Source organism: Flavobacterium sp. M31R6, from assembly GCF_013284035.1.
Lineage (GTDB): Bacteria > Bacteroidota > Bacteroidia > Flavobacteriales > Flavobacteriaceae > Flavobacterium.
Window position 1 is genome coordinate 3,935,728 of record NZ_CP054141.1, and the last position, 26,245, is coordinate 3,961,972.

Here is a 26,245-nt window from a genome sequence, read left to right on the forward strand (position 1 = left end):
ATTTTAGCCAACCGTTTCATACCTACTGATTTATGCGCAGATTTTTACTTACACTAATTGTATCTTTATTCTTTACGGCATCATATTGCCAAGACACAATTACATACCTAACTGACGCTATAAAAGAAAACATAAATCCTTATAAAAGAGCAAGCAATAACGCTTACGAAAAAAGAAACATTGAGGAAGGCAAAAACCTTTTTGACTCCTTAGTAAAAAACAAACTCATCGGAACAAAATTTGATGATTTCAGTTTAAAAGTTTACAAAGAAAAAAACGTAAAAATTAACCGAATCTCCAAGCCTATTTTCATCATCACTTACGCTTCTTGGTGCGTAATTCCAAAAGGAGAGATTCCCGCTTTAAATATATTAGCTAAAGAACATCGTGATGACATGCAATTTATTGTAGTGTTTTGGGATAAAAAAAGTGATCTAAAAAATATCGCCTATAAATTTAGTGACAATATTAAAGTATGTTACGCCAATGAATACTATTCAAAAGACACTCATATTGTGGCAACCATTAAGCACACTTTAGGTTTTCCAACCTCAATTTTTGTTGATGAAAATAAATATGTTGTCAACATTAAACATTTTGAAAGTAAAACAAAAATAAAAACTCCTATTAAAGAAGCCATTATCACCAGCTATAATTACTTCAGCAAAGACATTAATGAAAATCTCATGAAAGCTTTAACCAGTAAAAAAAGCTTCACCACTAATTAATTATTTCTTTTCACTTCGTTTTATTATTATATTGTTTAACTATAATTCTTCACCACTATATTGATCCAGAATAATTTTAGGCAAATTTGCATTCAACCATTTACATTTCATTAAAATCATGACGTGAGTACCACCTTTAACGACTATACAATTAGTAATATTTTTAATTGGAAAAACATCGTCTGCATCTCCATGAATATGTATCACATTTTGATCAACAACAGACCTATCCCACAAAATAACTTGCTCAATAGCCCAATCCAGATATCGCTTATCTCGTACCGAAAGAAATTTTTCATATAATTTAAGTCTTTCACTTACTTTTTTGCCAAAAGAAAATTTGGCTAGACTTTCAATATTTTGAACTAAACCAACTGGAATTAATTTATAAGCTTTCGTGCTTTTTGCAATTAGCATTCTTTTGGGAAACTCCAAATTACTTTTTACACTGGAAATAATTATAACTTTACGTACCGAAATAAATCGTGCCATTTCCTGAACCAAAATACCGCCAAAAGAAACACCTATCAAAACTGGATTTTGATGTTTAATCTTTTCCGTCATTCGTTTGGCATAGTCCTGTAAAGATTCTTTCTCTAATGGAATTTCCCATTCCAAAAAAAACATTTCAAATTCTGATTCAGGGAGTTTTATCCTTTCAAAAATAGAAACACTCGCCGCCAAACCAGGCATAAAATAAACCGGAACTTTATTCATAACTAATTAACCATTAATCAATATTAGTTTTTACCATACCATTTTTTAAAATTAAATATTTTATTCCCATTTACAGGTTACTTGAAGATATATTTCACATTTAAAACAAGAACCAAAAAACAATCCGCATCAACTAATGCACGCTTTTTAAAAATTCAGTTTCGTAAGTTAATCACAAAAACTTTTGCGACTGATTATCAAATCATTACCTTTGCACTTTATATAACAAATTCAGTGCACAAAAATTACTTCAACACTAATTTAAATTTATAATATAGAAGATAAAGCTTACTTAAAATGTAGTTTTAATGTTTTATGTACTACTTAAAAAACAAACAACAACTCATTATTTGCATCAATAAAACCCAAAAATGGAAACTACAACAAAATTAGAGATTAAAGACAATGCTTTTGCCCGACAATTTGAAACAAAAGTAGAAACCGGAATTGTTTCTGTTGAGTATTCTTTTCAGGAGAAAAAAATATTTTTAACCAAGATTAACGTTCCTGAAAATTACAATGACGAAGAACTAATTTCTAATTTCCTAAAGAACATCATGGAAACTGCTATTGAAAAAAAATTAAAAGTAGTGCCTATTCTTCCTAAAATTGTTGCTTTCTTTAAAAAAAACCCAATCTACAAAGAATTGCTTCCACCTGGAATACGGATATAATAAAAAAGAGCCAGTTTATTAATAAACTGGCTCTTTTTGTAAATCCTAAACTTTGCAATTCTATTTATTCCTTTGAGAAGATTGCCTTGTAGTTGAATTATGTGTAGAAGTTCGAGTATTTTCCGGTCTTGCAGACGGAGACACAGGACGTGTTGTCGAAGGTGACGTAGGTCGAGTTGATGGTGATATCGGACGAGTCGCAGGACGTGTTGTTGATGGTGACGTAGGCCTAGTTGATGGCGATGTCGGATGTGTCACAGGACGTGTTGTTGATGGTGACGTAGGCCTAGTTGATGGCGTTGTTGGTCGAGTCGTCGATGGTGAAGTAGGTCGAGTTGCAGGCGTTGTTGGACGAGTTGACGGACGATTATTAGTTGTAGTTGACGGTCTTGTTGTTGGATTATTTGGCCTTCTATAATTATTCCCATTATAAGTCCTTTTATAATTGCCGTTTCTCGTATTGTTCACCACTATAACAGATGTACTTCTTCTGGAATAATAATTATTATAATGAGATGGATAATGATAATAAGGTGGTCTATAATAATGATTGTGGTAATGGTAATGATTATGATAATAGACACTAAAATACAATGGCGCCCATGGTCTAAAATAATGGGGGTAATATCCATAATAATAAGGCGGATAATATGGCACGTAAACTGGTGAATACAAATAAACCACTACAGGACTTGTAACCACATTAACTGTTGTTGTCACAACCTTTTCTGTTCCTGTATAACCCGGATTTATCGTAGTGGTAGTGTTTTTTGAATCAAGAGGTTCTACCACATAATTTTTACCATATAAATTTTCATCTCCAACTATTTGAACTGAAATATTCTTATTTTTGTCTTTGTTTACAAAAACTACAGCTACATCTTGTATGTCATTTTTATTGGGTTCAACTTGAAGAATAAACATAAAATTGTCGCCCTCTTTTTCGGTTTTCACTTTAATAAAATCAACTTTTCCATCATTATCCAAATCCAAATTGTTGATTTTAGAGTTTTCATCATTTAATGATTCCTCAAATTTCTCAATAGTGGTTGAATTCTGAAAAACATCCAAAACGGCATATAAATTTAGATCGTCACCAGGCAAACCCAAAGCTTCCGGCTCTTCATTGGATTGCGAATATCCCGCATAACCAATAAAAATAATCAAGATTATAGATAAATAATACTTTCCTTTTTTCATAATAAAGTCTTTACGTAAAAAATTAAAATCGTTAACTTTTGTTATTTGACCAATTAAAGCAACAAAGGTTTAATCATCTTCAATACTTTATAACTTAACCCCCATAAAATTCGTTTTTACTTTTTAAAAATTTCTAATAAAGCGGTTGTTCCGAGAGTAACACCTAGTGGAATTGAGCTTAAATCTACTTCAAAGTTACTATTGTGATTAAAAAACGGAAACATCTTACCCTCTTTAGCCGCCTTTTCTGAAGCTTCTTTATTAGCTACACCAACCAGCATATAGTCATAAACTGGCTTCGGATTATGAATTACTAAATGATGAAAATCTTCAGACCCCATAACGGCAGGAATGTTTTTGATATTTTTATCAGGCGCAATAACCGCTTCTAACGCTTTATTTACTTTGTCTACCATAACTTCATTATTTACCAGTGGATATGCCATTCCTTTCATGGTTAATGTTGGATACAATTCTTTGGGTAAATCATAGGCAAAGGCAATACTTTCATTTATACGTTTAATTCCGTTTAGCATTAGGATACGATCTTGTTCATTAAACCAGCGCAAATTAAGTTTGAGTAGTGCCGAACCAGGGATTACATTATTATCTATACCCGATTGAAAAGAACCTACAGTGATCACAGCAGCGTTTTGTGGGTCAATGGCCCGACTTATTATGGCTTGATATTCAATTACGGCAGCTGCTCCCATCAAAATTGGGTCTTTTGCAACCTGAGGAGAAGATCCATGACCTCCAATTCCATAAAATGTGACATCCAGCACATCCATACCTGCCATTCTTTTTCCACTACCATTTGAAATATAACCAACTGGGAATGGAGCTGTGTGCATGCCAAATAAATAATCGGGTACAGGGACTCCTTTTTCATACATTTTATCATTAATCATAGCTTCTGCTCCTTCACCCAACTCTTCAGCTGGCTGCCCCACCATTACCAAAGTTCCACTCCAGGACTTTTTTAAAGCTACCATGGCTTTAGCAATACCTAACATCCAAATTGTATGTGCATCATGTCCGCAGGCGTGCATCGCAGGCACATCCTCTCCTGCCCTATTTTTTACTAATTTATTGTTTGCGTATGCAACTCCAGTCGTTTCTTGAACTGAATTACAATCCATATCGGCGCGATACATTACAACAGGGCCAATACCGTTTTTCAAAATACCTACTACACCTGTTTTACCAATTCCAGTTTTAACCTCAAATCCTAAAGCTTTTAATTCTTTGGCAACAATAGCGGCAGTTCGTACCTCCATGAAACCTAATTCCGGATTTGCATGTATGTCTTTAAACATATCTATCCATCTTTTAGTATCAGTATCTACTACTTTATTTAATTCTGGGTTTGATGTATTTGATTGCGCAACTATTACATTTTCGATGAGCAATAATAAAAGTATTGATAAAAAAAATGTCTTATTGTTTTTCATGATTTTATTATTTAATCGTTATTCTACAAACTTATTCACCTTCATTTACTCCTTAAAAGTCTTTAATTTTATAGTGATAAAAACGAATTGCAATTAAATACAAAACCAATCTAAGGTACTATTGTTGTAAATAAATAGATCGAAAATATAACCAACAAAACCACTCCTTGAATAGAAGTTGTTTTACCTGTTCGTAATGAAAGTGACAATATAAAAAGTGAAAGAATAAATAAAACTGTAGATTTTGAATCAATCCCTAAAGTAAGAGGCAAACCATAATATAAGGAAACAAAAGCAACAGCAGGAATTGTCAATCCTATACTGGCAAGAGCAGAACCTAATGCTAAATTCAAACTGGACTGCAATCGGTTTTTTCGGGCAGCATGTAAAGCAGATAACCCTTCGGGCAATAAAACTACCATTGCTATGATAATCCCAACCACAGATTTTGGAGCACCTACCGCATCTATTCCTACTTCTACACTTGGCGAAAGAGCTTTAGCAGATAGTACAACTGCCACCAAACCAATTAAGAGCAATATCGAGCTTATTATACTTACTTTTTTAGAAGGGGGAGCTTTATGTAGTTCTTGTTTAACCTCTGTATTTTCAGGTAAAAAATAATCACGATGTTTTACAGTTTGCATCAGTAAGAATGAGCAATAAAGTATTAGTGATATGATTGCTACAAAAAACAACTGATTTGAATTATACAAAGGACCAGAAATACTAGTGGTATAATTAGGCAGTATAAGTGTTAGAACAGATATTGCTGTGAATACTGTCAATGTAGCACTTACTCCATCCAATCGGTATTTTTGTTCCTTAAATTTAATTCCTCCTATCAATAAACATCCACCGACAATCCCATTTATGATAATCATTTCGGAGGCAAATATGGTATCTCTAGCCAAAACTGCTGTGTCTTTTCCACCAGCCAACATTAAAGAAACTATTAATGCAACCTCGATTGTTGTTATAGCTATAGCCAAAACTAAAGTTCCCAGCGGTTCACCAACACTTAGCGCAATAACTTCCGAATGATGAACTGCAGCTAAAATACACACTATTAGACTTACAGTTAAAAGCATTAAGTACCAACCTCCAAAGTTTAATTGCAATCCTGCATAAATAATACAAGTTAAAATTGGTGCTATAACACTCCAAAAGGGTAGATTATCAGTAAGATCTTTTTCCATACCAGCTTCATTATTTTAATAATCAACCACAATAGTAAAAAACAACAACCTTAGCTATAAAATTTTGATAACAATAATTATTTGACTAATTGTTTAATCAAGACGCTAATCAAATATAAACAACATTAATTGAATGCAAATGAGCATTTCGTTTTTTAACAAGTGTTTTTATGTAAATGAATAAAAAAATTCAAAACATAATTTTCTTGATTCATTTAAATTTTATAGCATTTTAAAACATTATTTAATTAAAAAAACACACAATATTTTAAAATATTATATTTTTTTAAATGATTTTAAAACGCAATTCTTATTCTAAAATTAAAATTTGCACACAGACTATTACAATTAAACAAAAACATTAAAATTTAACATTTGTTCAATATTAATAGCAAAACATTAATATAACTTTATGATTACTAGTAAATTAAAAAAATAATATTATGGAAAAAATTATTCATGTGGTATCAATTTTTCTTAGCTTATTAATTTTGAACGAAGTTTTTAGACGATCCAAATGGCTTTCAATTATTGTTTTTGTAGGTCTTGCTGGTGTATTAACATTTACAATATGGCCGACAGCAGCAGATCATCCAGATGCTACCATAAACACTTGGTTCTACACAGCCAAATTGTATTCAGCAATTGCTGGAGCTCTTATTTTTATAGTTATTCGATATACAAAATGGGGCGAAAATAATAACTTACTTATTTTTCCCGCATTAATCCTTGCCATAAACATACTAGAAGCTTCTGCAAGAGATTTTGAACTTGGCGGACAAAATGGCGGAATATGGCATTATCTCAATGGTGCGGCTGGTATACTTTCTATTATAACCATATCTGGATGGTTGGGTATGAATGTTACAAAAGACAATATAAAAGACATGATTTGGCCTGACATGCTTGTATTTTGGATAATTGCTTATGACATTTGGAATTTTGCTTACATTTATTTCTGTGTACCACAACACACTTTTTTCAATGTTGCCGTATTATTTTCTTGTACCGTTCCTGCTTTATTTATCAAAAAAAGTACTTGGCTTCAGGCTCGCGTCATTACCTTAAGTGCTTGGATGATGTATCTTTTCACATTCAATTACTATGCTGAGACAATTCAAAAACCTATATAATGCCAGAATAAAATGAAACTATGTTATTAATTGTAGGTTTTATTAGTTTTGGTGTCAATGCTGCGTTTGCCTATATACATTTCTCTAAAATGATTGAAGACAAACGATTTGGTTTTGGTCAAGAAGTACACGTGAATTAACAAAAAAGAATATTAAATAAAAAACAGAATAATAGTACAACAATTCTCTTTTTTACTTAAATTTATACTATTAAGCATTGTACATTTTCTAAAGTTTATAAAATTATAAAAATCAATTTTAATGAATAAGAAAATTATTTACCTATCCATTTTTTGTTTATTCCTAACAAATTTATATTCTCAGATAATAGTTTCTACAAGTCTTGAAGAAGCTATTAACAAAGCTATAGATAAAAACATTTCGCTTAAAAATTCGACAATAGAAATTGAGAAATTAAACCTTCAGGAAAAAGGGATTCGCAATAAATATATCCCAACTGTAGAAGCCTACGCACTATACTCTTATTTTGACAGCAACTTAACGCTAGACCTTCCCACATCAACTATTCCAATTGTAAATATCCCGCTGTTCAACGACAAAGCAACTTATGATAACTCGGGTAATTTTTTTATAGGCAGTGTTATGGCAAAAAGCGTATTATTTAGCGGAATGCAAATACCCAATGGAGCCAATGCGGTCAAACAAAAAGCCATAGGAACAGCTTACCTAAAAGACTCCGAGAAAGACGCCATCATCAAAGATGTAATTAACACTTTTGATCAATTGCGATTAATCAACGAAACCGAAAAACTAATTAATGATAGTGACAAAAGGTTGAATACCGAAACCAAAAGAGTTTCAAAGGCCATTGAACTGGGGCTAGCCATTCCTTATGACAGGGATAAAATAAAACTAGCACTGTTAGAATTAGAATCTAAAAGAATAGAATTAAATGGAAAACGAGCATTACTCTATAAAAAACTCGAGTACCTAACCGGTTATTCCAACACAGAAATTAATACTGTACAATACGAAATTGTACCCTATGTTCTTTTTGATACCAATTTAGCCACTGACAATAAACAAGAAATCAAAGCTTTAGAATCATTTAAATTGGCAAGTGAGTATTTATTAAAAAAAGAAAAAGGCACTTATCTACCTACCGTTGGCGCTTTTGGAGGCATTACTTATTCCAGTATATTTGATTTGAAAGGAACTACTTCAACAGTTCCTATTATAAATCAACCACTAAGTCTTGGAGTAAATGAATTTTCACTAAACCCATTGTTAATGGTTGGAGCTGCTATGAAATGGGAAATTTTCGCAGGCTTTGAAAGAGAACACAAAATACACGAAGCCAAGCTAAATATCGAAAAAGTTCAAAATCAAATTGATGATACCAAACAAAAACTGCAATTGCTGTTAGAAAACAACATTGTAAACTATCAGGTATTATTGAAAAAAATTGAAATTTCAAATCAGCAAGAAAAAGTAGCTAAAAACAATTTAAACTTAGCTTCCAAACAATACAAAGAAGGCCTTATCAATGTTTCGGAACTATTAGAAGCCGAAAATGATTCCTTTAAAGTATCCACCACCAAATTAAACACCTTAATAGAAGAGCGATTAGCAGCTATTGAAACTATTATAACTACTGGAGAATTGTCTAAAAAATTATCTAAATAAACATTATTTATGAAAAGAGCTATCACCATACTGTTCCTGATATTGATTGCATTAAGCTGTAATAAACCTAAAAACAATACCCTATTACAAGGAAAAGTAGAGAATGAACAACTTGCAGTAGTAAGTAAGATTCCTGGTAAAATAATTAAAATATTGGTAAAAGAAGGTGACTTTGTAAAAAAAGGCGACACCTTAGCCATCCTTGATATCCCCGAAGTAGACGCCAAAAAAAGTCAAGCCGAAGGTGCTGTAATAAGTGCAAAAGCACAATATTCGATGGCACTAAAGGGTGCTACAGACAACCAAATCAAACAACTTGAAGCCAAAAAAATGGGACTGAAAGAGCAATATGAGTTTGCCCAAAAATCAATAAACAGATTAAGCAATATGCTCAAAGATTCCTTAGTTTCCCAACAAACTTTTGATGAAACATTTGCAAAATATCAAGGAGCACAAGCTCAATATAATGCTGTATTAGCCGAAATTGACGAAGCCAAAAAAGGGGCTAGAATCGAACAACAAACAATGGCTTTGGGTCAACAAGACAGAGCATACGGCGCTTTGCAGGAAGTAGAATCTGCCAACAAAGAGCGCTTTGTAATAGCACCTCAAGATATGAGTATTGAAACCATAACACTTAACTTGGGAGAACTAGCCTTGCCAGGTTATACTTTATTTAATGGTTACATAAGTAATAGCACCTACTTCCGATTTACAGTACAGGAGAGCCAACTTTCCGGATTCAAAAAAGGACAAGAAATAACCATCAATATCCCCAATTCAGACAGAAAAATAAACGGAAAAATCACAATCATTAAACAATTGGGTTCATACGGTAACATTGCAACCGCTTATCCCGATTATGAATTGCAAGAAAGCCTGTTTGAAGTAAAAATTACCCCTGTTAATATTAGCGAAGCAAAAGATTTAATTACCAAAACAACTGTAACTTTATCATTATAATTATGCAAAATTTCTTTTCCCTCTTAAAAAGAGAATTTCAATTATTTTGGCAAAATAAAATCTTACGAATGCTCTTTATAGGGGCACCTTTATTGTATGCCGTTTTATTAGGATATGTGTACAGCAAAGGAAAAGCAACTGATTTACCCATAATCGTGGTAGATATGGATCAATCCGAAATGAGTTCGAAAGCTATTGAAATGTTTAATGATGACGAAGTTATAACTATCAAAGCACTTTTATTCGACAAGAATAATCTTTCAAAAATTGCGATTGACAATGAAGCCAATTGTATCGTAATTATTCCAAAAGATTTTCAAAAAATGGTGCTCACCAAACGGTATCCAGAAATAATAACTATTGTCAATACTGCAAATATTCTAACGGCAAATTTTTCATCAAATGCTATACAGGTTTGTTTAGGAACCTTAAAAGTAGGCGTTCAAATGGAAACCTTAAGAAAGCAAGGCGTTCCGGAAAAACTATTAGCATCACAAAATGAGCCTTTCAAAACCACTTTTGTTAAAAAAAACAACCGCAGCAGCAATTACTTATATTACTTATGGCCAGGTGTTTTGGCAGCTGTTTTACAACAAGTCATATTATTGGCTCTAGCCTTATCTTTTGCCTCGGAATTTGAGAATGGAACTTTTAAAATTTTAGTTGAACAATGCCCTTCGGTTTTAAAAATGATGAGCATAAAAATCGCTCCTTACCTTATTATGAGCTTTGGGGTTTGGTTACTGTATTGGATGTTTACCTTTTATTTCCGAATACCTTTTTTCGACAATTTACTCCAACTCACATTTGTGGCAGGAATATTCGTTCTATCTGTATCTTTCATCGGAATATTAGTGAGTATATTAATTCCAAATCAGCTTAAAGCTACCGAAATTTTAATGGTTATTGCAACTCCTAGCTTTATATTAAGTGGATTCAGTTGGCCATTAAGCCAAATGCCCAATTGGGTACAAGGCGTTGCCAATGTAATTCCTTTGACACATTTTTTGAAAGCTTTCAGAATATTAATTATTGAGAATGGTACGCTCTCACAAACTTGGGATTCCATTAAAAACATGATTATCATAGGAAGTGTTTGTGCGGTTTGGGCTTACATCGCTTTGTATTTTAAGAAAAAATCAGTTCTAAAAAGTGACCTATAAAAAACAAAGGCAAGAGAAATGAAACTCTTGCCTTTTGTTATCTTATGAAAAAAATTATTTTTCGATCTCTTTCATGCTGTCCATTTTCTTGTGAGCCAAGAAACCGGTTATATCTTCAAAATGTTCTACAACACGTTTATTACCAAATTCGAAAACTTTTGTAGCCAATCCGTCAAGGAAATCACGATCGTGAGAAACTAAAATTAAAGTACCGTCAAAATCACGCAAAGCATCCTTGATAATATCTTTAGTTTTCATGTCCAAGTGATTTGAAGGCTCATCCAGAATTAATAAATTCACAGGCTCAAGCAACAATTTGATCATTGCCAAACGAGTTTTCTCTCCTCCAGAAAGTACTTTTACTTTCTTAGTAATATCATCTCCATGAAACATAAAAGCTCCAAGAATATTCTTGATTTGTGTTCTTACGTCACCAACAGCAATATCATCTATAGTTTCAAAAATAGTCGCATTTTCATCCAATAAGGCCGCTTGATTTTGAGCAAAATATCCAATTTGAGAATTATGGCCAATTTCAACAGAACCGCTATCTGGACCAAACTCCTTCATTATCGCTTTAATCATTGTTGATTTTCCTTCTCCATTTTTCCCTACAAAAGCTACTTTTTGCCCTCTCTCTATAACAATATTAGCATCTTTGAAAACCACATGATCTCCATAAGATTTAGACATGTCTTTTACAATAACAGGATATTGTCCAGAACGGGCAGCAGGAGGAAATTTCAATCGCAAAGCCGAGGTATCTACTTCATCAACTTGCACAATAACTAACTTTTCCAACATTTTTACTCTTGACTGAACTGCATCTGTTTTAGAAAATGTTCCTTTGAAGCGATCGATAAAAGCTCTGTTATCAGCAATCATTTTTTGTTGCTCGTCATACGCTTTTTGCTGATGCAAACGACGGTCTTTTCTTAACTCCAAATAATGAGTATATTTTGCTTTGTAATCATAAATACGCCCCATCGTCACTTCGATAGTACGATTGGTAATGTTATCCACAAAAGCTCTATCGTGTGAAATCACTACAACTGCCTTAGCCGAATTAATCAAGAAATCTTCTAACCATTGAATACTTTCGATATCCATGTGATTGGTAGGCTCATCCAGTAAAATTAAATCCGGTTTTTGCAAAAGGATTTTAGCCAATTCGATTCTCATTCTCCATCCTCCAGAAAACTCCGAAGTTTTACGTGTAAAATCTTCACGAACAAAACCTAGACCTATTAAAATTTTCTCTACTTCGGCTTCATAATTCACCTCTTCAATCGCGTAGAATTTCTCACTTAAGTCCGAAACTCTTTCGATCAATTTCATATACGCATCACTCTCGTAATCGGTACGAATAGTCAATTGTTCGTTGATTTCATCGATTTCGGCTTTCATACTGAAAATTTCACCAAAAGCTTTTGAAGCCTCTTCCATTACCGTAGCTCCATCAGTAGTCAATAAATGCTGTGGCAAATAAGCAACAACAGCTTCTTTTGGAACAGAAACATTACCCGTGGAAGGCTTTCCTTGTCCAGCAATAATCTTTAAAAGTGTTGATTTACCAGCACCATTTTTACCCATAAGGGCAATTTTATCATTTTCATTTATTGCAAAAGAAACATCACTAAAAAGGGTTGTACCACCAAATTGAACCGAAATATCGTTAATTGTAATCATTATTTTTGTTTAAAGTTTAATGTTCAAAAGTTTAAAGTTGTGAATATTAAACTGAACATTTTTTTGAAGGCGCAAAGATAGGTTAATTAAAGAATGTGTCAATTAGATAATTAGATAATTTTCGCTACATCCAAAAATCTATTTTTAAAAAAAAAGCTTCGTAAAAGCACAAAACCTTTACGAAGCAATTCATTTTAATTATCTCTTTGCCAAATTGAAAAATTATCTCATTCCTTTAATCTTTTCTCCATTTTTTTGATTCCTCAAAAATATGTTCCAAAATAGCAGCTTCAGTTTCATCAAACTCAACGTTTCTGCGGCTCATCACCAACCTTGCCGTTTCAAAAGCTTTTTTGGTAACATAAGTAGTGAATCCTGCTGCTCCTCCCCAAGAAAAACTCGGCACGAAATTACGTGGAAAACCACTTCCAAAAATATTGGCACTTACTCCTACCACAGTTCCTGTATTGAACATGGTGTTGATACCACATTTACTATGATCTCCCATCATCAGTCCACAAAACTGAAGACCTGTTTTGGCAAACCCTTCGGTTTCATAACTCCACAATTTAACTTCTTCGTAATTATTTTTGAGATTGGAATTATTACTGTCTGCTCCAATATTACACCATTCGCCTAAGACTGAATCCCCAAGAAATCCGTCGTGTCCCTTATTGGAATAAGCAAAAAGCACAGAATTTTTAACCTCACCACCAATTCTTGAATATGGTCCAACTGTTGTTGCGCCATAAACTTTGGCTCCCATTTTTACTTGTGCATTTTCGCATAAAGCAAAAGGCCCGCGAATGATTGACCCTTCCATTATTTCAGAATCTTTACCTATATATATAGGACCAGCCGAAGCATTCAAGGTAACAAACTCTAATTTAGCTCCTTCTTCAATAAAAACATTTTCTGGTGCAATTACATTTACACTTTTTGGTATTGGTTGTGATTTCCTATCGGCTGTCAAAAACTCAAAATCTTCACGGATGGCAGTATCATTCTTGGAAAAAATATCCCAAGTATTTTCGATAATAATACAATTCTCATTGTATTCCAAAATCTCATAAGTATCAAAATCCACAGACTCCTGTTCGTCATTTGTATAAAAAGCGATAACATCATCTCCTTTGAAAATAGCCTGATTAGGTTCAAGATTACTAACCATTTCCGCCAAAACAGTATTTGGTAAGAAAGAAGCATTAATCATTACATTTTCCTCCAACTCTACCATTGGAAATTTCTCTGACAAATATTCCTCAGTTACGGTTGTAGTTGTAGACCCCAAATATGCCTCCCATTTTTGACGAATCGTCATAATACCAACAAGAATATCGGCAACAGGACGGGTAAAAGTAAAGGGCAACAAAGCATTTCGAGCGGGACCGTCAAAAAGTATGTAGTTCATAAATTAAATTGTAAATTGTTAAAATGTGATTTGGTTATCACCGCAAAGTTACAACTATTTTTAAATGTTTGCAGAAGTAAGGAATGCCATACGAAAAGAATATGAAACAAATTTCCATAAAAAAGCCTCGCAAATTGCGAGGCTTTTAATGTATTTGAAAAACAGTTAAAATTATTTAACGTGTTTAGCGTATTTAGTTTTGAATTTATCAATACGTCCTGCAGTATCGATAAGTTTAGATTTACCTGTGTAAAAAGGGTGAGAAGTTCTAGAAATCTCCATTTTTACAACTGGATATTCAACACCTTCGTGAATAATAGTTTCTCTAGTATCAGCAGTAGATTTAGTGATAAAAACATCTTCATTTGACATGTCTTTAAAAGCAACTAATCTGTAATTTTCTGGGTGTACACCTTTTTTCATCTTGAATCTTTTTTATTTGTTAATTATAACTTGTCTTGAAGCTTTTCTTCTAACAGAAAAGGTATAAACACGCTATAACTTTTTGTTTTACAATATTATTTTGAGTCTGCAAATTTACACTTATTTTTCAATATACAAACCTTTGTGTAACTTTTTTTATATGGCTGTAAAAATCATTTTTTACACGCCATTATATTGGGAATTGCTATATTTGTAGATTAATAAAAACAGTCTCTATGGAAAATAATGTATCACCAGCAAAATCTGGTGTTTTGTATGGTGTTTTATTCGGTGTCATAATGGTTTTGGAATTCGTAATTATGTACCTAGTTGGAATGAAATCATTAATCAACACGAGTGTCGGAACAATTGTAAACATTTCCAATTACATGTTATTACCTATCTTATTTATATATATAGGTTGTACAAATTACAAGAAAAACATCAACAGCGGCTTTATAACGCTTAGTGAAAGTCTCAAAACAGGAATTTCCATAACTTTTATCGCTGCGCTTATATATGCAGTTTTTAATGTTATTTTCAATTTCATTTTTCCCGAATTCATAGATGAAATGATAGCTATTACCAAAGAAGGTATGCTAGCAAAAAATCCAAACATGACAGGTGAACAAATTGAAATGGGACTTTCAATGGTGAAAAAATTCATGAATCCTTTAATTGTTTTACCTGTAACATTAGCCATGTATTCTTTCTTTGGCTTAATTTACTCCCTAATTGTAGGCGCAGTATTAAAAAACGAAAAACCGCAAAGCATCTAATTAATGAATTTATCAATACTCATACCGCTTCTTAACGAAGAGGAATCTCTACAAGAATTGTACACTTGGATCATTTCTATAATGAAATCTAACAATTATAGTTATGAAATCATTTTCTTGGATGACGGAAGTACTGACGAATCCTGGAATATTATTGAAAGTTTTGCCGCTGAGAATTCAAATGTAAAAGGGATTCGATTTATGAAAAACTTTGGAAAATCCCAAGCATTGCACGCAGGTTTTGCCAAAGCAAAAGGCGATGTGATTATCACGATGGATGCCGATTTACAGGACAGTCCGGATGAAATTCCTGGTTTGTATGAAATGATTACCAAAGAAAAATACGATTTGGTTTCGGGATGGAAAAAGAAACGCTATGACTCTGTTGTGGCCAAAAATCTTCCATCGAAATTATTCAATTGGGCTGCCAGAAAAACATCTGGGGTCGAATTGAATGATTTTAACTGTGGACTGAAAGCCTACAAGAATGTAGTAGTCAAAAATATTGAAGTATCTGGTGAAATGCACCGATATATTCCGGTTTTGGCCAAAAATGCAGGTTTTGGAAAAATTGGCGAGAAAATTGTGCAGCATCAAGCTAGAAAATATGGCGAAACCAAATTTGGAATGGAACGTTTCATTAATGGTTTTTTGGATTTGATAACGATTTGGTTTCTTTCCCGATTTGGAAAAAGACCGATGCACTTATTTGGAGCAATTGGTTCCTTTATGTTTATTCTTGGTTTTCTATTAGCTGGATATATTGGAGTTTCAAAACTATATCATATGTATATGGGAATGAAATATAACTTAGTTACTAGCAATCCTTGGTTTTTCATTGCATTGACAACAATGGTTTTGGGAACGCAATTATTTTTGGCAGGGTTTCTGGGAGAAATTATTTTGAGAACCAAGAACAACGAGGAACGTTACAAGGTCTCAACTGAAGTGAATTTTTAATTTTTTTTTGATTTATAAAAGCAATTTCTGAACTAAACATAAAATTAAAATAAGTTATAAGAACTGAATTTCTCGCTTTACGGGTCTAGCCCTGATAGAAGCGGCATCCTTTTCTTTTCTCGTTTTTTTTTGACGAGAAAAGAAAAGATATAGCGGATAGCAGGAAATAGCTCCTAAAAAAACTGATACCCTTGCTTTCATAAAATAGATTAACAACTTAAACTAAATATAAAATGCATATAGCACAAAACATTTTAGACGCAGTAAACGAATGGTTGACCCCAACATTCGACAATGAAACACAAGTGGCCATTAAAGAATTAATGACTACCTCGCCAAAAGAACTGGAGGAGAGTTTTTATAAAAACTTAGAGTTTGGAACTGGTGGTATGCGTGGTGTAATGGGAGTTGGAAACAACCGCATCAACAAATACACACTTGGAAAAAACACTCAAGGACTTTCTAATTATTTACATACTGTTTTTCCTGAACAGGCTTTGAAGGTTGTAATTGCCTATGATTGCCGTCATAACAGTCAATCTTTGGCCAAAGTGGTTGCTGATGTTTTCTCTGCAAACGGGATTCAGGTTTATTTGTTTTCGGACTTGAGACCTACTCCAGAATTGTCTTTTGCACTTAAATATTTGGGTTGTCAATGTGGTATTGTACTTACTGCATCGCATAATCCACCGGAATATAATGGTTACAAAGTGTATTGGGAAGATGGTGGACAAATTGTTCCTCCACAAGATGCAGCCATTATCGATGTTATTGAAAATTTAAATTACAATGAAATCAAATTTTCGGCAGATGAAACTTTGATTAAATATATAGACACCGAAATTGACGAAGCTTTTGTGAAATCGTCTGTTGAAAATGCAAGTTTCAACACTCCAAAAGAAGCCAAAGACAACTTGAACATTGTATTTACTTCATTGCACGGAACTTCTATTACGGCTGTACCTGCGACTTTGGAAAAAGCGGGTTATACTAATGTTAACATCGTTCCTGAACAAGCCAAACCAGATGGAAATTTCCCAACGGTTAAATCTCCAAATCCGGAAGAGCCAGAAGCATTGACAATGGCCCTTGCCTTGGCAGATAAACTAAATGCTGATATCGTTGTGGGAACTGACCCGGATTGTGATCGTTTGGGAGTTGCCGTTCGAAATAACGAAGGCAAAATGATTTTGTTGAACGGAAACCAAACCATGATTTTGATGACCGCTTTCCTATTGGAACAATGGAAAAAAGCAGGCAAAATAAACGGAAAACAATTTGTGGGTTCTACCATAGTTTCTACTCCAATGATTATGGAACTGGCAACAGCTTATGGTGTAGAATGCAAAGTGGGATTAACAGGCTTTAAATGGATTGCCAAAATGATTAAAGATTTCCCTGAACTGCAGTTTATTGGAGGTGGAGAAGAAAGTTTTGGATACATGGTTGGTGATGCTGTTCGTGATAAAGATGCTGTTGCTGCTACTTTATTGATTTGCGAAGTTGCGGCACAGGCCAAAGCTAAAGGCAGTTCTGTTTACAACACTTTACTACAATATTATGTCGATTTTGGTTTCTACAAAGAGCATTTGGTTTCACTTACCAAAAAAGGAATGGAAGGATTGGCAGAAATTAATCAGATGATGGTTTCATTGCGTGAAAATCCATTGAAAGAAATCAATGGTCAAAGAGTGGTAATGGTCGAAGACTACAAGTCATCGATTGCTAAAAACTTATTTTCAGGCGAAGAAGAAACTATAGACATGCCAAAATCTGACGTGTTGATTTATTATACGGAAGATGGTTCTAAAATTTGCGCCAGACCAAGCGGAACTGAACCTAAAATTAAATTTTACATCAGCGTAAAAACCGAATTAGACAACGTTGCTAATTTTACTAAAGTAGAAGAAGTGTTAAACGAAAAGATTAAAAACATAATTACTGCAATGCAGTTGAGCTAATGAACAACTTTAAAAGAATATTCCCTTTTGTAATTCCGTATAAAAAATATGCTTATATGAACATTTTTTTCAATGTTCTATACGCCCTTTTTAGCACCCTTTCTTTCGTATCCTTGATTCCGATGATGCAAGTATTATTCGATCAAACCAAAAGAAATACGGTAATGCCAGTTTATAAAGGAATATGGGAACTCAAAAAATATGGCGAGGATTATTTAAGTTATTACATTACTCACACCACTGATACATTTGGCGTAGGGCGTACTTTAACCATAATGGTCGTTATAATCATATCAATCTTTTTATTAAAAAATTTATGTGATTACCTAGCGATGTTTTTCATCACCTTTTTACGAAATGGAATTTTGAGAGACATGCGAAATGCCATGTATAAAAAGACAATTGAATTGCCATTGGCTTTCTATTCTGAGAAAAGAAAAGGCGATGTTATTTCTAGAATTTCGGGAGATGTCAATGAAGTTCAAACTTCCTTTTTGTCTATTCTGGAACTTATTGTAAAAGAGCCTCTGACTATTGTTTTTACATTAATAACAATGGTTACCATCAGTACCCAATTAACACTTTTTGTATTTATTTTCATTCCCATTTCAGGTTATGTAATTTCCCTTATTGGAAAACAATTAAAAAAGAAATCAACCAGAGCACAAGAAGAACAAGGAATCTTTTTATCGACTATTGAAGAAACAATGGGAGGATTGAAAGTTGTAAAAGGATATAATTCTGAAAATTACTTCAACCGTGTTTTTCAAGAATCAACTCAACGTTTTTTTCTTTTATCAAATAGTATTGGTAATCGTCAAAACCTAGCTTCCCCAGCCAGTGAATTCATGGGAATTATGGTTATTGCCATTTTGCTTTGGTATGGTGGACATATGGTTTTGATTGACAAAACATTAAATGGCGCTTCTTTCATCGCTTATATGGGATTGGCTTACAACATCCTGACTCCTGCAAAATCTATTTCGAAAGCATCCTATGCCATCAAAAGAGGAAATGCAGCCGCAGAGCGTGTTTTGGAAATCTTAGATCAAGAAAATCCTATCACCAGTAAAATTAATGCTGTAGAAAAATCAACTTTCGATTCTGAAATTGAGATTCAAAACATCAACTTTAAATACGAAGATGAAAATGTATTAAAGCATTTTTCACTTACCGTAAAAAAAGGACAAACTGTTGCGCTTGTCGGGCAATCAGGAAGCGGAAAAAGTACTATTGCCAATTTGCTAACCCGCTTTTACGATGTAAATGAAGGGAGCATAGCTATCGACGGTGTTGCCATAAAAGATTTGAATTTGCAATCACTTCGTGGATTAATGGGATTGGTGACACAAGACAGCATTCTATTTAATGACACCATAAAAGCAAATATATCCTTAGGAAAACTTGATGCAACTGATGAAGAAATCATAGAAGCTCTAAAAATAGCCAATGCTTACGAATTTGTACAAGACCTACCAAAAGGAATTTACACCAACATCGGCGATAGCGGAAACAAACTTTCCGGAGGTCAAAAACAACGTTTATCTATTGCCCGCGCTGTGTTGAAAAACCCTCCAATCATGATTTTGGATGAAGCTACATCCGCTTTAGACACGGAAAGTGAAAAATTTGTACAAGTGGCACTAGAAAATATGATGCAAAACAGAACTTCCATTGTAATTGCGCATCGCCTTTCGACCATACAAAAGGCAGATGTTATTGTGGTTATGAAAAAAGGAAAAATAGTAGAGCAAGGAAAACACGAAGAACTTATCGCTTTAGATGGTACTTATAACAAATTGGTAACGATGCAAAGTTTTGAATCATAATTTAGATTAGCAATTTAGATTTCTACTGACTAACTTATATAATTCTAATTATGTATCTAAACAATCCTAACATAAAACTTCCACAAGATTCAGATACCATTGTATGGAAGTATCTGGACTTGTCGAAGTTTTTGGATTTATTGCTTTCGCAAAAATTATTCATGTCACGCTCCGATAAATTTGAAGATCAATACGAAGGCACTTTTAGCGAACCAACGTTTGAGGAAATCAAAAAACTTTCTATAAACAATCCTGATTTCTTAAATTACTACAAAACACATCGGGAGAAAGTGGCTATCAGTAGTTGGCACATCAATGAATACGAATCATTTGCCATGTGGCAAATTTTTACCCAAAATAGTGAAGGATTAGCAATACAATCTACAGTAAAAAGACTTCAGGATGCTTTGGTTCCCGAAAAAAATTACAAACAATATATTGGAGAAGTCAATTATATCGATTATAAAAAAGAATACATTCCGTTTGATGATTTGTTTTTTCCTTTTTTGTTCAAACGAAAAAGCTTTCAATATGAACGTGAGGTTCGTATCATTACCGATGTGACTGAGAACACTGTAAAACTAAATGATGGCCTAAAAATAAATGTAGACATTACCCAATTAATCGAAAAAATATACATTCATCCCAAATCTGAGAATTGGTACAAAAATCTAGTAATTCAATTGGTAAAACAGCTAGGATTTGATTTTGAAATAGAAAAATCCGATTTAGAAAGCGATATTTTGATTTAGGTTTTTATATTGGATTATAGCTCTCTACTTTCCAATCTTTATCTGCCAAATTGATGTAATTATAATGCACTACATCTTTACTGTCAAATTTTCCATTCTTATTTGTGTCTTCAACCGTTCTAAAATACAAACGATTTTGAGATTCGATTAAGTTCCAATCAATCAATTCTTGGAAATCTGCTGAAACTTTGGTCAATTTTTCTCCACTAATTTTACTTAAATATAATGTTGTAATATCACTTACATCGAGTTTTCCGTCTTTATTGGTATCCAAATCCATCATCGAATACACCATAATTTGATTTTTAGTTTTATCGGCAACTGTTTTTAAGTAAGTAGCAGTTTGGATCAAAACAGGTTTATCAGTTAATGCTTTTATAGAATCTGATCCTATTTTTTGAAATTTAAGATTCTGCAAAAATCCCGTAATTTCATACTCGGATGCATTTGATATAGTAAAACTCAAATCATTCACACTCGACGAACCATATCTGTTTTTGGTTCCTTTTTCATAAACACTCAAGTCACCTACTGGATGGATCAAATAATCTGTTCCTTGCATTTGAATTGGTAAATCGGCAATTTTTATTTGGGTAGAATCAGTTTTAGTGAGTTCTCTCCCAACTTTCGAAGCATCGTAAGTCACTTTCGGCTTTTCAATTTCTTCTTTACAGCTTGCTAAAAGCAAAAGCGAAATCCCAATATAGACAAAATGTGATGTTCTCATAATAATTTTAATATTAAAAAATAAACTCAAATGTAATCATTTTTAAAAATGGAAAGGAAATATACAACAGATTTATTAATTCTGGCAATCCCAAGAAACAGGCTACAATCTCATATTTAACTTCAAATTAAAAACTCGGGTGGTCATATAGTTTGGAATCGCATATTCTGTTTTGGTATATACATCACGAACCCATGTATTGGTAATCGCATTTTGATTATTAAAAAGGTTAAAAATTTCAAAGCCTAAAGAAAGCTCTTTAAAGTCCTTGAAAAATTTCTTACTGGACATCCCTACTTTTTGATCAATAAACACTTTAGAAAAACCAACATCAACCCGGCGATAATCATTCAATCGGTTTTGGTACAAATAGGGATCAGCGTAAGCGGGCGAACCACCGGGCAATCCAGTATTATAAACCATATTAAGATACAGTTTCAAACTTGGGATTTTTGGCATATAATCTTGGAACAAAAGCCCAAATTTCAATCGTTGATCCGTTGGTCTAGCAATATATCCTTTGTTATCAATATTCTCTTCTGTTTTTAAATATCCAAAACTAATCCAAGAATCTGTTCCGGGAACAAATTCTCCGTTGAGCCTAAGGTCAAGTCCTTGTGCATAGGCAACAGCATTATTATCCGCAGCATAACGTATCCTTACATTATCAACCGTATAAGGATTTACATCCGTCATTTTTTTATAATAGGCTTCGGTGACCAACTTAAAAGGGCGCTCCCACATTTTGAAACTATAATCATTACCCAAAACAAAATTTATGGATTTCTGGGCTTTCGTATTGGGCTGGACAACTCCATCATAATCACGCAGTTCCCTATAAAATGGAGGTTGACTATAAACACCAGCAGTAAACCTGAAAAGTATATCTTTTTTCCAATCTGGTTTTATCGCAAATTGTGCTCTCGGGCTAAAAATAGTCTGAAGATTACTGGCTAAATTATCACCCGATACTTCCCAACTTTGCATTCGTACACCCAAATTATACCAGATCTCGTTTGTCCCCAAATTGTCTTTTCGTCCCCATTGTCCATAAGCCGAAAATCTATCTATATTCGTAAAATTAGTTGCATATACATATTGATACGGAATCAACAGTCCTGAATAAGGCTGATATGGCTCATCGTTTTTTGGTAATATCTTTGGAGGTCTTATTGAAAATCCTGCTGAATCAATGACTTCCCATTCTGAAACTCGGTCGCGAATGGACTCTCGGGTATATTTAACTCCCAATTCGATTTGATTTTGTTTCCAATTTTTAAATCCTTTTACCTCTAAATTGGCAATTAAAGCATCCAAATCATTTCGGGCGTGATTGAGTTGGGAACCAACTCCTCTCGAAAAGGCAATATCGCCATAGGTATCCGATCCTATATTTGTATCCACTTCCCCTAGACGATATTGAGCATAAATATCAAAATATTCTTGCTCTATCGTATGAAATACAGATCCGATAAATTTTAATGCAAAACTATCACTTACTTGATAAGTGCTTTTTAAAGCCCCAAAATAAGTATCGTATTTATCTTTCTCCTTGCCTTCGTAATAAACAGCAAGAGCCATTGGTGCATCTGCAGTACCAAAATTGGTTTGGCGAGTTAGCGGTTGGTACAAATATTTGTTCTGAGAAATATTCCCCAGAAAACTCCATTGCCATTTTGGTGAAGCCTGATAATTGATGTTCGTTTGAATATCTGCAAAAGTAGGAGTATAATTCGTTTGGGTTTCCTGGCTATTGACAAGAAGACTATTATTTCTATATCTTATTCCTGTAATTGTTGACCATTTTTTATCTTTAGAAACTGCATCAATAGCAAGGCTTCCGCCTAAAAAACTCATTTCCAGGATGGCACCAAATTGCGTCGGATTCCGATAAGTAATATCCAAAACTGAAGACATTTTATCACCGTACTTTGCCTGAAAACCTCCTGCCGAAAATTCAATATTTTGTACTAAATCAGTATTAACAAAACTCAATCCTTCCTGCTGTCCAGATCGAATCAAAAAGGGACGATACACTTCGACTTCATTAACATAAACCAAATTTTCGTCATAATTTCCTCCGCGAACCGAATATTGGGTACTGAGTTCATTATTCGAATTGACTCCAGGCAATGTTTTCAAAACATTTTCGATACCTGCATTGGCGCCAGGAATAAAGCGAATGTCTTTTGCTTCAAAAGTAACGATTCCCTGAACTGTTTTCTTATTATTGCTGTTGATGATGACCTCGCCCATTTGTTCCTCTTGATCATTCATGTGCATATTAAACACATAAATTTCATTTGGCTTTAAAGTGACTTTTAAACTTGCTTTTTTTAATGAAATGTGGGTGAATTCTATTGTGATTTTTTGATTGGAAGGAATCGCGATTTGATAAAATCCCTTTTCATTTGTCTGAGTGGTATTATTAGGACAAGATACATTTACACCCTCGACAGGAAGATTCTTTTCATTCAAAACGATACCTTTTACAAAAGCCGTTTGAGCAAATGAATTCATTCCCATCCATAAAAAAATAAAACAACACAAGGATTTAAAAATATTCAATTGATTTTACTTTTACTGTTTTTGATTTCTTAGAAAATGAGTTTCAAAGATAGAAGAATTCCCTACATTATCAACTACAACAACTTTTAATTCATTGTCCCCATCAGCAACAATTCCATCACTAAAATCATGAGTCAATAGTCCAGTTTTGTTATCATACTCCATCAAAATCCATTTTCCGTTAAGGTACCCATTATACGATTTGATCCCCGACAAACCATCCGAAATACTTACTTGAAGTAATTTTTGATTGTCCAATTTTTTCCCCTCAATAGATTTTGCAATCTTAATTACGGGAACAATAGTATCTAAAGCCAATTTATACTGTCCTAAAGTTTTCACTCTGGTCTCATAAACATTGTTTTTTTCGCGAGTCGTATTATAACTCACTCTTCCTCCTTCTATTCGACCAATAAATACTTTATCTTTTAGATCCGCTGGATAACTATCGCTTTCCATAGTAATTGTAAAATTTGTGTGTGCAGGAACAGTATCATCATGTACCGTCAAAACATTATTTTTTACATCAAAATTCAAATTAAAGTCATTATAAAATGTGCCGGCCGGAAAGAAAACAGAACATTTATCTTTTTCAAAAAAGCAATCCTTAGACGCTTTTACAACATAATTAGCAACAATAGGTTCTTTTTCGATTATGGTTGAAAGTAAGTCATATTCTACTGGAATCGAAATTGCGGTTTTATTTCCATAAAAATCAGAAACATTCAAACTACAAACCGAAGTCAAATTGGGAAGCACTGTAATAATTCCATTTGTTTCGTCTGTTTTTATAATGCTCAAATTATAAGGTGGATTCATAAACAGTTTTTGGATTCTTTGCCCCGATTTTTTATAAAGCGAATAATCAATCAAAGCATTTACATATCTCATTTCATCAAAAGAATAGGTATTAAATTGATAACCAAAGATAGATTTTCCGTTACAGGACAAATTCACATCAAAAACTCCATTTTTATTGAAAGACACATCATCATAATCATAAGCTATAATACCAAAACCAATTTTCCCATTGGCAATAACCTTATCAGCCATATAAGTTCCGTCCTTTTGCAAGGATAAATTAATTGGAATAGGCCGTTTTGAATGATTTACTGTTGTTTTTGAATCTAAAGGATAAGCATACAAATTCGAGACTATTGGCTTTTTGGTATCTTTCATTAAAGCATCAAATCCAAAAAACATTGGGTTAATGATTTTCTCTGTTTTAGTATCTCGAAATTCAAAATGTAAATGTGGTCCTTCCGAAGCACCAGTATTTCCGGAAACCGCAATTAATTGTCCTTTTTTGACAGGCATTTCATTGGGTTTAAAATACATTTCAATTTCAAACGACTTTTCTTTATAATGCGTTTTCTTTATGAAACTCTCAATAGAATCAGTCGCTTTTTGCAAATGTCCATACACTGAAGTAAAACCGTTGGGATGATCGATATAAATTGTCTTTCCGTTTCCAAAAGTGGAAATCTTGATTCTGGAAACATATCCATCGGCTACAGCATAGACATTTAAGCCTTCTTTTTGAAGTGTTTTCAAATCAAAACCCGCGTGAAAGTGATTCGGTCTCAATTCACCAAAATTTCCGGATAATTGCAGCGGAATATCAAGTGGAGGACAAAAATAATTTTTAGGATAATCTGTTTGAGCAAAAAGTGTCGTAGTGAATACTAGCAAAAAAAAAGAAAATTTCATATGTGGATAATATTTTTTTCATTGGAATATGGAATTCGCATAACTTCATTGGTGTTTGCGACCAATTTACAATCATGCTCATTTCATGGAATACATTTTTGCTAAGATAAAAAAAGCAACTAATACCCACAAGACAAAACAAAACCAAAATACAATAAACTGATTTTTAAATAATTGATTATTTTAACGTAAAAAAATCGATAAAATATTGCAATAATAAAAAGGAATACTAACTTTGTAAGATTAAGTAATGAATAGGAATTATAATGAGTGTGATTGCAGAAATAATTGATACTCTTGAAAATAAGATTGGAAAACTTTTTTTGAAAATAAAAAGTTTAGAAAAAAACAATCAAGAATTATATCTAGAGTTAAAGAACGCTGCAGTGTTAATACAAACTCAATCCAAAGAGATTGAAGCGTTAAAAACACAATTAGAAACACTCAAAATAGCCAATGCATTATTAGGCAGTGACGATAACAAAAGAGATACAAAGCTTAAAATAAATTCAATAATTCGTGAAATTGATTACTGTATAGCCCAGCTATCAGATTAGT

General features: G+C 33.2%; 22 protein-coding genes. 12 read left to right on the plus strand and 10 right to left on the minus strand.

Annotated elements, in window-relative coordinates; genetic code table 11:
- Positions 1-32 precede the first annotated feature (32 nt).
- Positions 33-728 (plus strand): TlpA family protein disulfide reductase, encoded by a 696-nt coding sequence (locus HQN62_RS16390; protein WP_116797408.1) that lies wholly within the window; start codon positions 33-35, stop codon positions 726-728.
- 39 nt (positions 729-767) lie between these two features.
- Here the strand turns inward: HQN62_RS16390 and HQN62_RS16395 are convergent, their stop codons facing one another.
- Positions 768-1,445, minus strand: coding sequence for an alpha/beta hydrolase (locus HQN62_RS16395; protein ID WP_116797407.1), 678 nt, complete (start codon positions 1,443-1,445; stop codon positions 768-770).
- Between the two features lie 371 nt (positions 1,446-1,816).
- On the opposite strand from HQN62_RS16395, the gene HQN62_RS16400 reads away from it, so the two are divergent.
- On the plus strand, positions 1,817-2,119 hold the full coding sequence (locus HQN62_RS16400) for a GNAT family N-acetyltransferase (RefSeq protein ID WP_116797406.1): 303 nt from the start codon (positions 1,817-1,819) through the stop codon (positions 2,117-2,119).
- 60 nt (positions 2,120-2,179) lie between these two features.
- Here the strand turns inward: HQN62_RS16400 and HQN62_RS16405 are convergent, their stop codons facing one another.
- From HQN62_RS16405 to HQN62_RS16415, 3 genes are all read right to left on the minus strand, one after another.
- Entirely contained in the window at positions 2,180-3,319 is a 1,140-nt protein-coding gene (locus HQN62_RS16405; RefSeq protein ID WP_173505171.1) for a hypothetical protein, read from the minus strand.
- A 116-nt stretch (positions 3,320-3,435) separates the two neighbouring features.
- Complete coding sequence (locus HQN62_RS16410; protein WP_217362498.1) at positions 3,436-4,773, minus strand: amidohydrolase; 1,338 nt, start codon at positions 4,771-4,773, stop codon at positions 3,436-3,438.
- Positions 4,774-4,883: 110 nt separating this feature from the next.
- Complete coding sequence (locus HQN62_RS16415) at positions 4,884-5,972, minus strand: calcium:cation antiporter (protein ID WP_173505172.1); 1,089 nt, start codon at positions 5,970-5,972, stop codon at positions 4,884-4,886.
- A 443-nt stretch (positions 5,973-6,415) separates the two neighbouring features.
- On the opposite strand from HQN62_RS16415, the gene HQN62_RS16420 reads away from it, so the two are divergent.
- From HQN62_RS16420 to HQN62_RS16435, 4 genes are all read left to right on the plus strand, one after another.
- Positions 6,416-7,105, plus strand: coding sequence for a DUF5692 family protein (locus tag HQN62_RS16420; protein ID WP_173505173.1), 690 nt, complete (start codon positions 6,416-6,418; stop codon positions 7,103-7,105).
- Between the two features lie 261 nt (positions 7,106-7,366).
- Positions 7,367-8,752: a TolC family protein gene (locus tag HQN62_RS16425; protein ID WP_116797402.1), complete on the plus strand. Its 1,386-nt coding sequence runs from the start codon at positions 7,367-7,369 to the stop codon at positions 8,750-8,752.
- 9 nt (positions 8,753-8,761) lie between these two features.
- Positions 8,762-9,715: an HlyD family secretion protein gene (locus HQN62_RS16430; protein ID WP_173505174.1), complete on the plus strand. Its 954-nt coding sequence runs from the start codon at positions 8,762-8,764 to the stop codon at positions 9,713-9,715.
- Between the two features lie 68 nt (positions 9,716-9,783).
- Positions 9,784-10,878, plus strand: coding sequence for an ABC transporter permease (locus tag HQN62_RS16435; RefSeq protein ID WP_371811614.1), 1,095 nt, complete (start codon positions 9,784-9,786; stop codon positions 10,876-10,878).
- Between the two features lie 54 nt (positions 10,879-10,932).
- Here the strand turns inward: HQN62_RS16435 and HQN62_RS16440 are convergent, their stop codons facing one another.
- From HQN62_RS16440 to HQN62_RS16450, 3 genes are all read right to left on the minus strand, one after another.
- Complete coding sequence (locus tag HQN62_RS16440; protein ID WP_173505176.1) at positions 10,933-12,567, minus strand: ABC-F family ATP-binding cassette domain-containing protein; 1,635 nt, start codon at positions 12,565-12,567, stop codon at positions 10,933-10,935.
- Between the two features lie 235 nt (positions 12,568-12,802).
- Positions 12,803-13,978, minus strand: a complete 1,176-nt coding sequence (locus tag HQN62_RS16445; protein WP_173505177.1) for a GlmU family protein — start codon at positions 13,976-13,978, stop codon at positions 12,803-12,805.
- Between the two features lie 171 nt (positions 13,979-14,149).
- On the minus strand, positions 14,150-14,401 hold the full coding sequence (locus HQN62_RS16450; protein ID WP_116797397.1) for a type B 50S ribosomal protein L31: 252 nt from the start codon (positions 14,399-14,401) through the stop codon (positions 14,150-14,152).
- Between the two features lie 236 nt (positions 14,402-14,637).
- Between HQN62_RS16450 and HQN62_RS16455 the strand changes: the two genes are divergently transcribed.
- From HQN62_RS16455 to HQN62_RS16475, 5 genes are all read left to right on the plus strand, one after another.
- A complete protein-coding gene (locus tag HQN62_RS16455) occupies positions 14,638-15,180 on the plus strand; it encodes a DUF4199 domain-containing protein (RefSeq protein ID WP_173505178.1) in 543 nt (180 codons plus the stop codon).
- Positions 15,181-15,183: 3 nt separating this feature from the next.
- Positions 15,184-16,140, plus strand: a complete 957-nt coding sequence (locus HQN62_RS16460; RefSeq protein ID WP_173505179.1) for a glycosyltransferase family 2 protein — start codon at positions 15,184-15,186, stop codon at positions 16,138-16,140.
- Between the two features lie 233 nt (positions 16,141-16,373).
- Positions 16,374-18,101 carry a phospho-sugar mutase gene (locus tag HQN62_RS16465; RefSeq protein ID WP_173505180.1) on the plus strand — a complete coding sequence of 576 codons (1,728 nt, stop codon included), beginning with the start codon at positions 16,374-16,376 and terminating at the stop codon, positions 18,099-18,101.
- Positions 18,101-19,930, plus strand: a complete 1,830-nt coding sequence (locus HQN62_RS16470; RefSeq protein WP_116797393.1) for an ABC transporter ATP-binding protein — start codon at positions 18,101-18,103, stop codon at positions 19,928-19,930. The genes HQN62_RS16465 and HQN62_RS16470 overlap by 1 nt, the downstream gene beginning before the upstream one ends.
- A gap of 50 nt (positions 19,931-19,980) precedes the next feature.
- Positions 19,981-20,682, plus strand: coding sequence for a DUF2971 domain-containing protein (locus HQN62_RS16475; RefSeq protein WP_173505181.1), 702 nt, complete (start codon positions 19,981-19,983; stop codon positions 20,680-20,682).
- 4 nt (positions 20,683-20,686) lie between these two features.
- On the opposite strand, the gene HQN62_RS16480 is transcribed toward HQN62_RS16475, so the two are convergent.
- The 3 genes from HQN62_RS16480 to HQN62_RS16490 all read right to left on the minus strand — a co-directional run bounded on the left by HQN62_RS16480 (position 20,687) and on the right by HQN62_RS16490 (position 25,687).
- Positions 20,687-21,409, minus strand: coding sequence for a hypothetical protein (locus tag HQN62_RS16480; protein ID WP_116797391.1), 723 nt, complete (start codon positions 21,407-21,409; stop codon positions 20,687-20,689).
- A gap of 102 nt (positions 21,410-21,511) precedes the next feature.
- Positions 21,512-23,935 carry a TonB-dependent receptor gene (locus HQN62_RS16485; protein ID WP_173505182.1) on the minus strand — a complete coding sequence of 808 codons (2,424 nt, stop codon included), beginning with the start codon at positions 23,933-23,935 and terminating at the stop codon, positions 21,512-21,514.
- Positions 23,936-23,989: 54 nt separating this feature from the next.
- Positions 23,990-25,687: a M23 family metallopeptidase gene (locus HQN62_RS16490; protein WP_173505183.1), complete on the minus strand. Its 1,698-nt coding sequence runs from the start codon at positions 25,685-25,687 to the stop codon at positions 23,990-23,992.
- Positions 25,688-25,953: 266 nt separating this feature from the next.
- On the opposite strand from HQN62_RS16490, the gene HQN62_RS16495 reads away from it, so the two are divergent.
- The gene (locus tag HQN62_RS16495) at positions 25,954-26,244 is read left to right on the plus strand and encodes a hypothetical protein (protein ID WP_116797388.1); all 291 of its coding nucleotides are present in this window, start codon (positions 25,954-25,956) and stop codon (positions 26,242-26,244) included.
- The last annotated feature ends 1 nt before the right edge of the window (position 26,245 follow it).

What these genes read in the sequence shown, in the direction of transcription:
- HQN62_RS16390 (WP_116797408.1), top strand. Translation starts at nt 33, where the DNA reads ATGCGCAGATTTTTACTTACACTAATTGTATCTTTATTCTTTACGGCA.
- HQN62_RS16395 (WP_116797407.1), bottom strand. Translation starts at nt 1,445, where the DNA reads ATGAATAAAGTTCCGGTTTATTTTATGCCTGGTTTGGCGGCGAGTGTT.
- HQN62_RS16400 (WP_116797406.1), top strand. Translation starts at nt 1,817, where the DNA reads ATGGAAACTACAACAAAATTAGAGATTAAAGACAATGCTTTTGCCCGA.
- HQN62_RS16405 (WP_173505171.1), bottom strand. Translation starts at nt 3,319, where the DNA reads ATGAAAAAAGGAAAGTATTATTTATCTATAATCTTGATTATTTTTATT.
- HQN62_RS16410 (WP_217362498.1), bottom strand. Translation starts at nt 4,773, where the DNA reads ATGAAAAACAATAAGACATTTTTTTTATCAATACTTTTATTATTGCTC.
- HQN62_RS16415 (WP_173505172.1), bottom strand. Translation starts at nt 5,972, where the DNA reads ATGGAAAAAGATCTTACTGATAATCTACCCTTTTGGAGTGTTATAGCA.
- HQN62_RS16420 (WP_173505173.1), top strand. Translation starts at nt 6,416, where the DNA reads ATGGAAAAAATTATTCATGTGGTATCAATTTTTCTTAGCTTATTAATT.
- HQN62_RS16425 (WP_116797402.1), top strand. Translation starts at nt 7,367, where the DNA reads ATGAATAAGAAAATTATTTACCTATCCATTTTTTGTTTATTCCTAACA.
- HQN62_RS16430 (WP_173505174.1), top strand. Translation starts at nt 8,762, where the DNA reads ATGAAAAGAGCTATCACCATACTGTTCCTGATATTGATTGCATTAAGC.
- HQN62_RS16435 (WP_371811614.1), top strand. Translation starts at nt 9,784, where the DNA reads ATGCTCTTTATAGGGGCACCTTTATTGTATGCCGTTTTATTAGGATAT.
- HQN62_RS16440 (WP_173505176.1), bottom strand. Translation starts at nt 12,567, where the DNA reads ATGATTACAATTAACGATATTTCGGTTCAATTTGGTGGTACAACCCTT.
- HQN62_RS16445 (WP_173505177.1), bottom strand. Translation starts at nt 13,978, where the DNA reads ATGAACTACATACTTTTTGACGGTCCCGCTCGAAATGCTTTGTTGCCC.
- HQN62_RS16450 (WP_116797397.1), bottom strand. Translation starts at nt 14,401, where the DNA reads ATGAAAAAAGGTGTACACCCAGAAAATTACAGATTAGTTGCTTTTAAA.
- HQN62_RS16455 (WP_173505178.1), top strand. Translation starts at nt 14,638, where the DNA reads ATGGAAAATAATGTATCACCAGCAAAATCTGGTGTTTTGTATGGTGTT.
- HQN62_RS16460 (WP_173505179.1), top strand. Translation starts at nt 15,184, where the DNA reads ATGAATTTATCAATACTCATACCGCTTCTTAACGAAGAGGAATCTCTA.
- HQN62_RS16465 (WP_173505180.1), top strand. Translation starts at nt 16,374, where the DNA reads ATGCATATAGCACAAAACATTTTAGACGCAGTAAACGAATGGTTGACC.
- HQN62_RS16470 (WP_116797393.1), top strand. Translation starts at nt 18,101, where the DNA reads ATGAACAACTTTAAAAGAATATTCCCTTTTGTAATTCCGTATAAAAAA.
- HQN62_RS16475 (WP_173505181.1), top strand. Translation starts at nt 19,981, where the DNA reads ATGTATCTAAACAATCCTAACATAAAACTTCCACAAGATTCAGATACC.
- HQN62_RS16480 (WP_116797391.1), bottom strand. Translation starts at nt 21,409, where the DNA reads ATGAGAACATCACATTTTGTCTATATTGGGATTTCGCTTTTGCTTTTA.
- HQN62_RS16485 (WP_173505182.1), bottom strand. Translation starts at nt 23,935, where the DNA reads ATGGGAATGAATTCATTTGCTCAAACGGCTTTTGTAAAAGGTATCGTT.
- HQN62_RS16490 (WP_173505183.1), bottom strand. Translation starts at nt 25,687, where the DNA reads ATGAAATTTTCTTTTTTTTTGCTAGTATTCACTACGACACTTTTTGCT.
- HQN62_RS16495 (WP_116797388.1), top strand. Translation starts at nt 25,954, where the DNA reads ATGAGTGTGATTGCAGAAATAATTGATACTCTTGAAAATAAGATTGGA.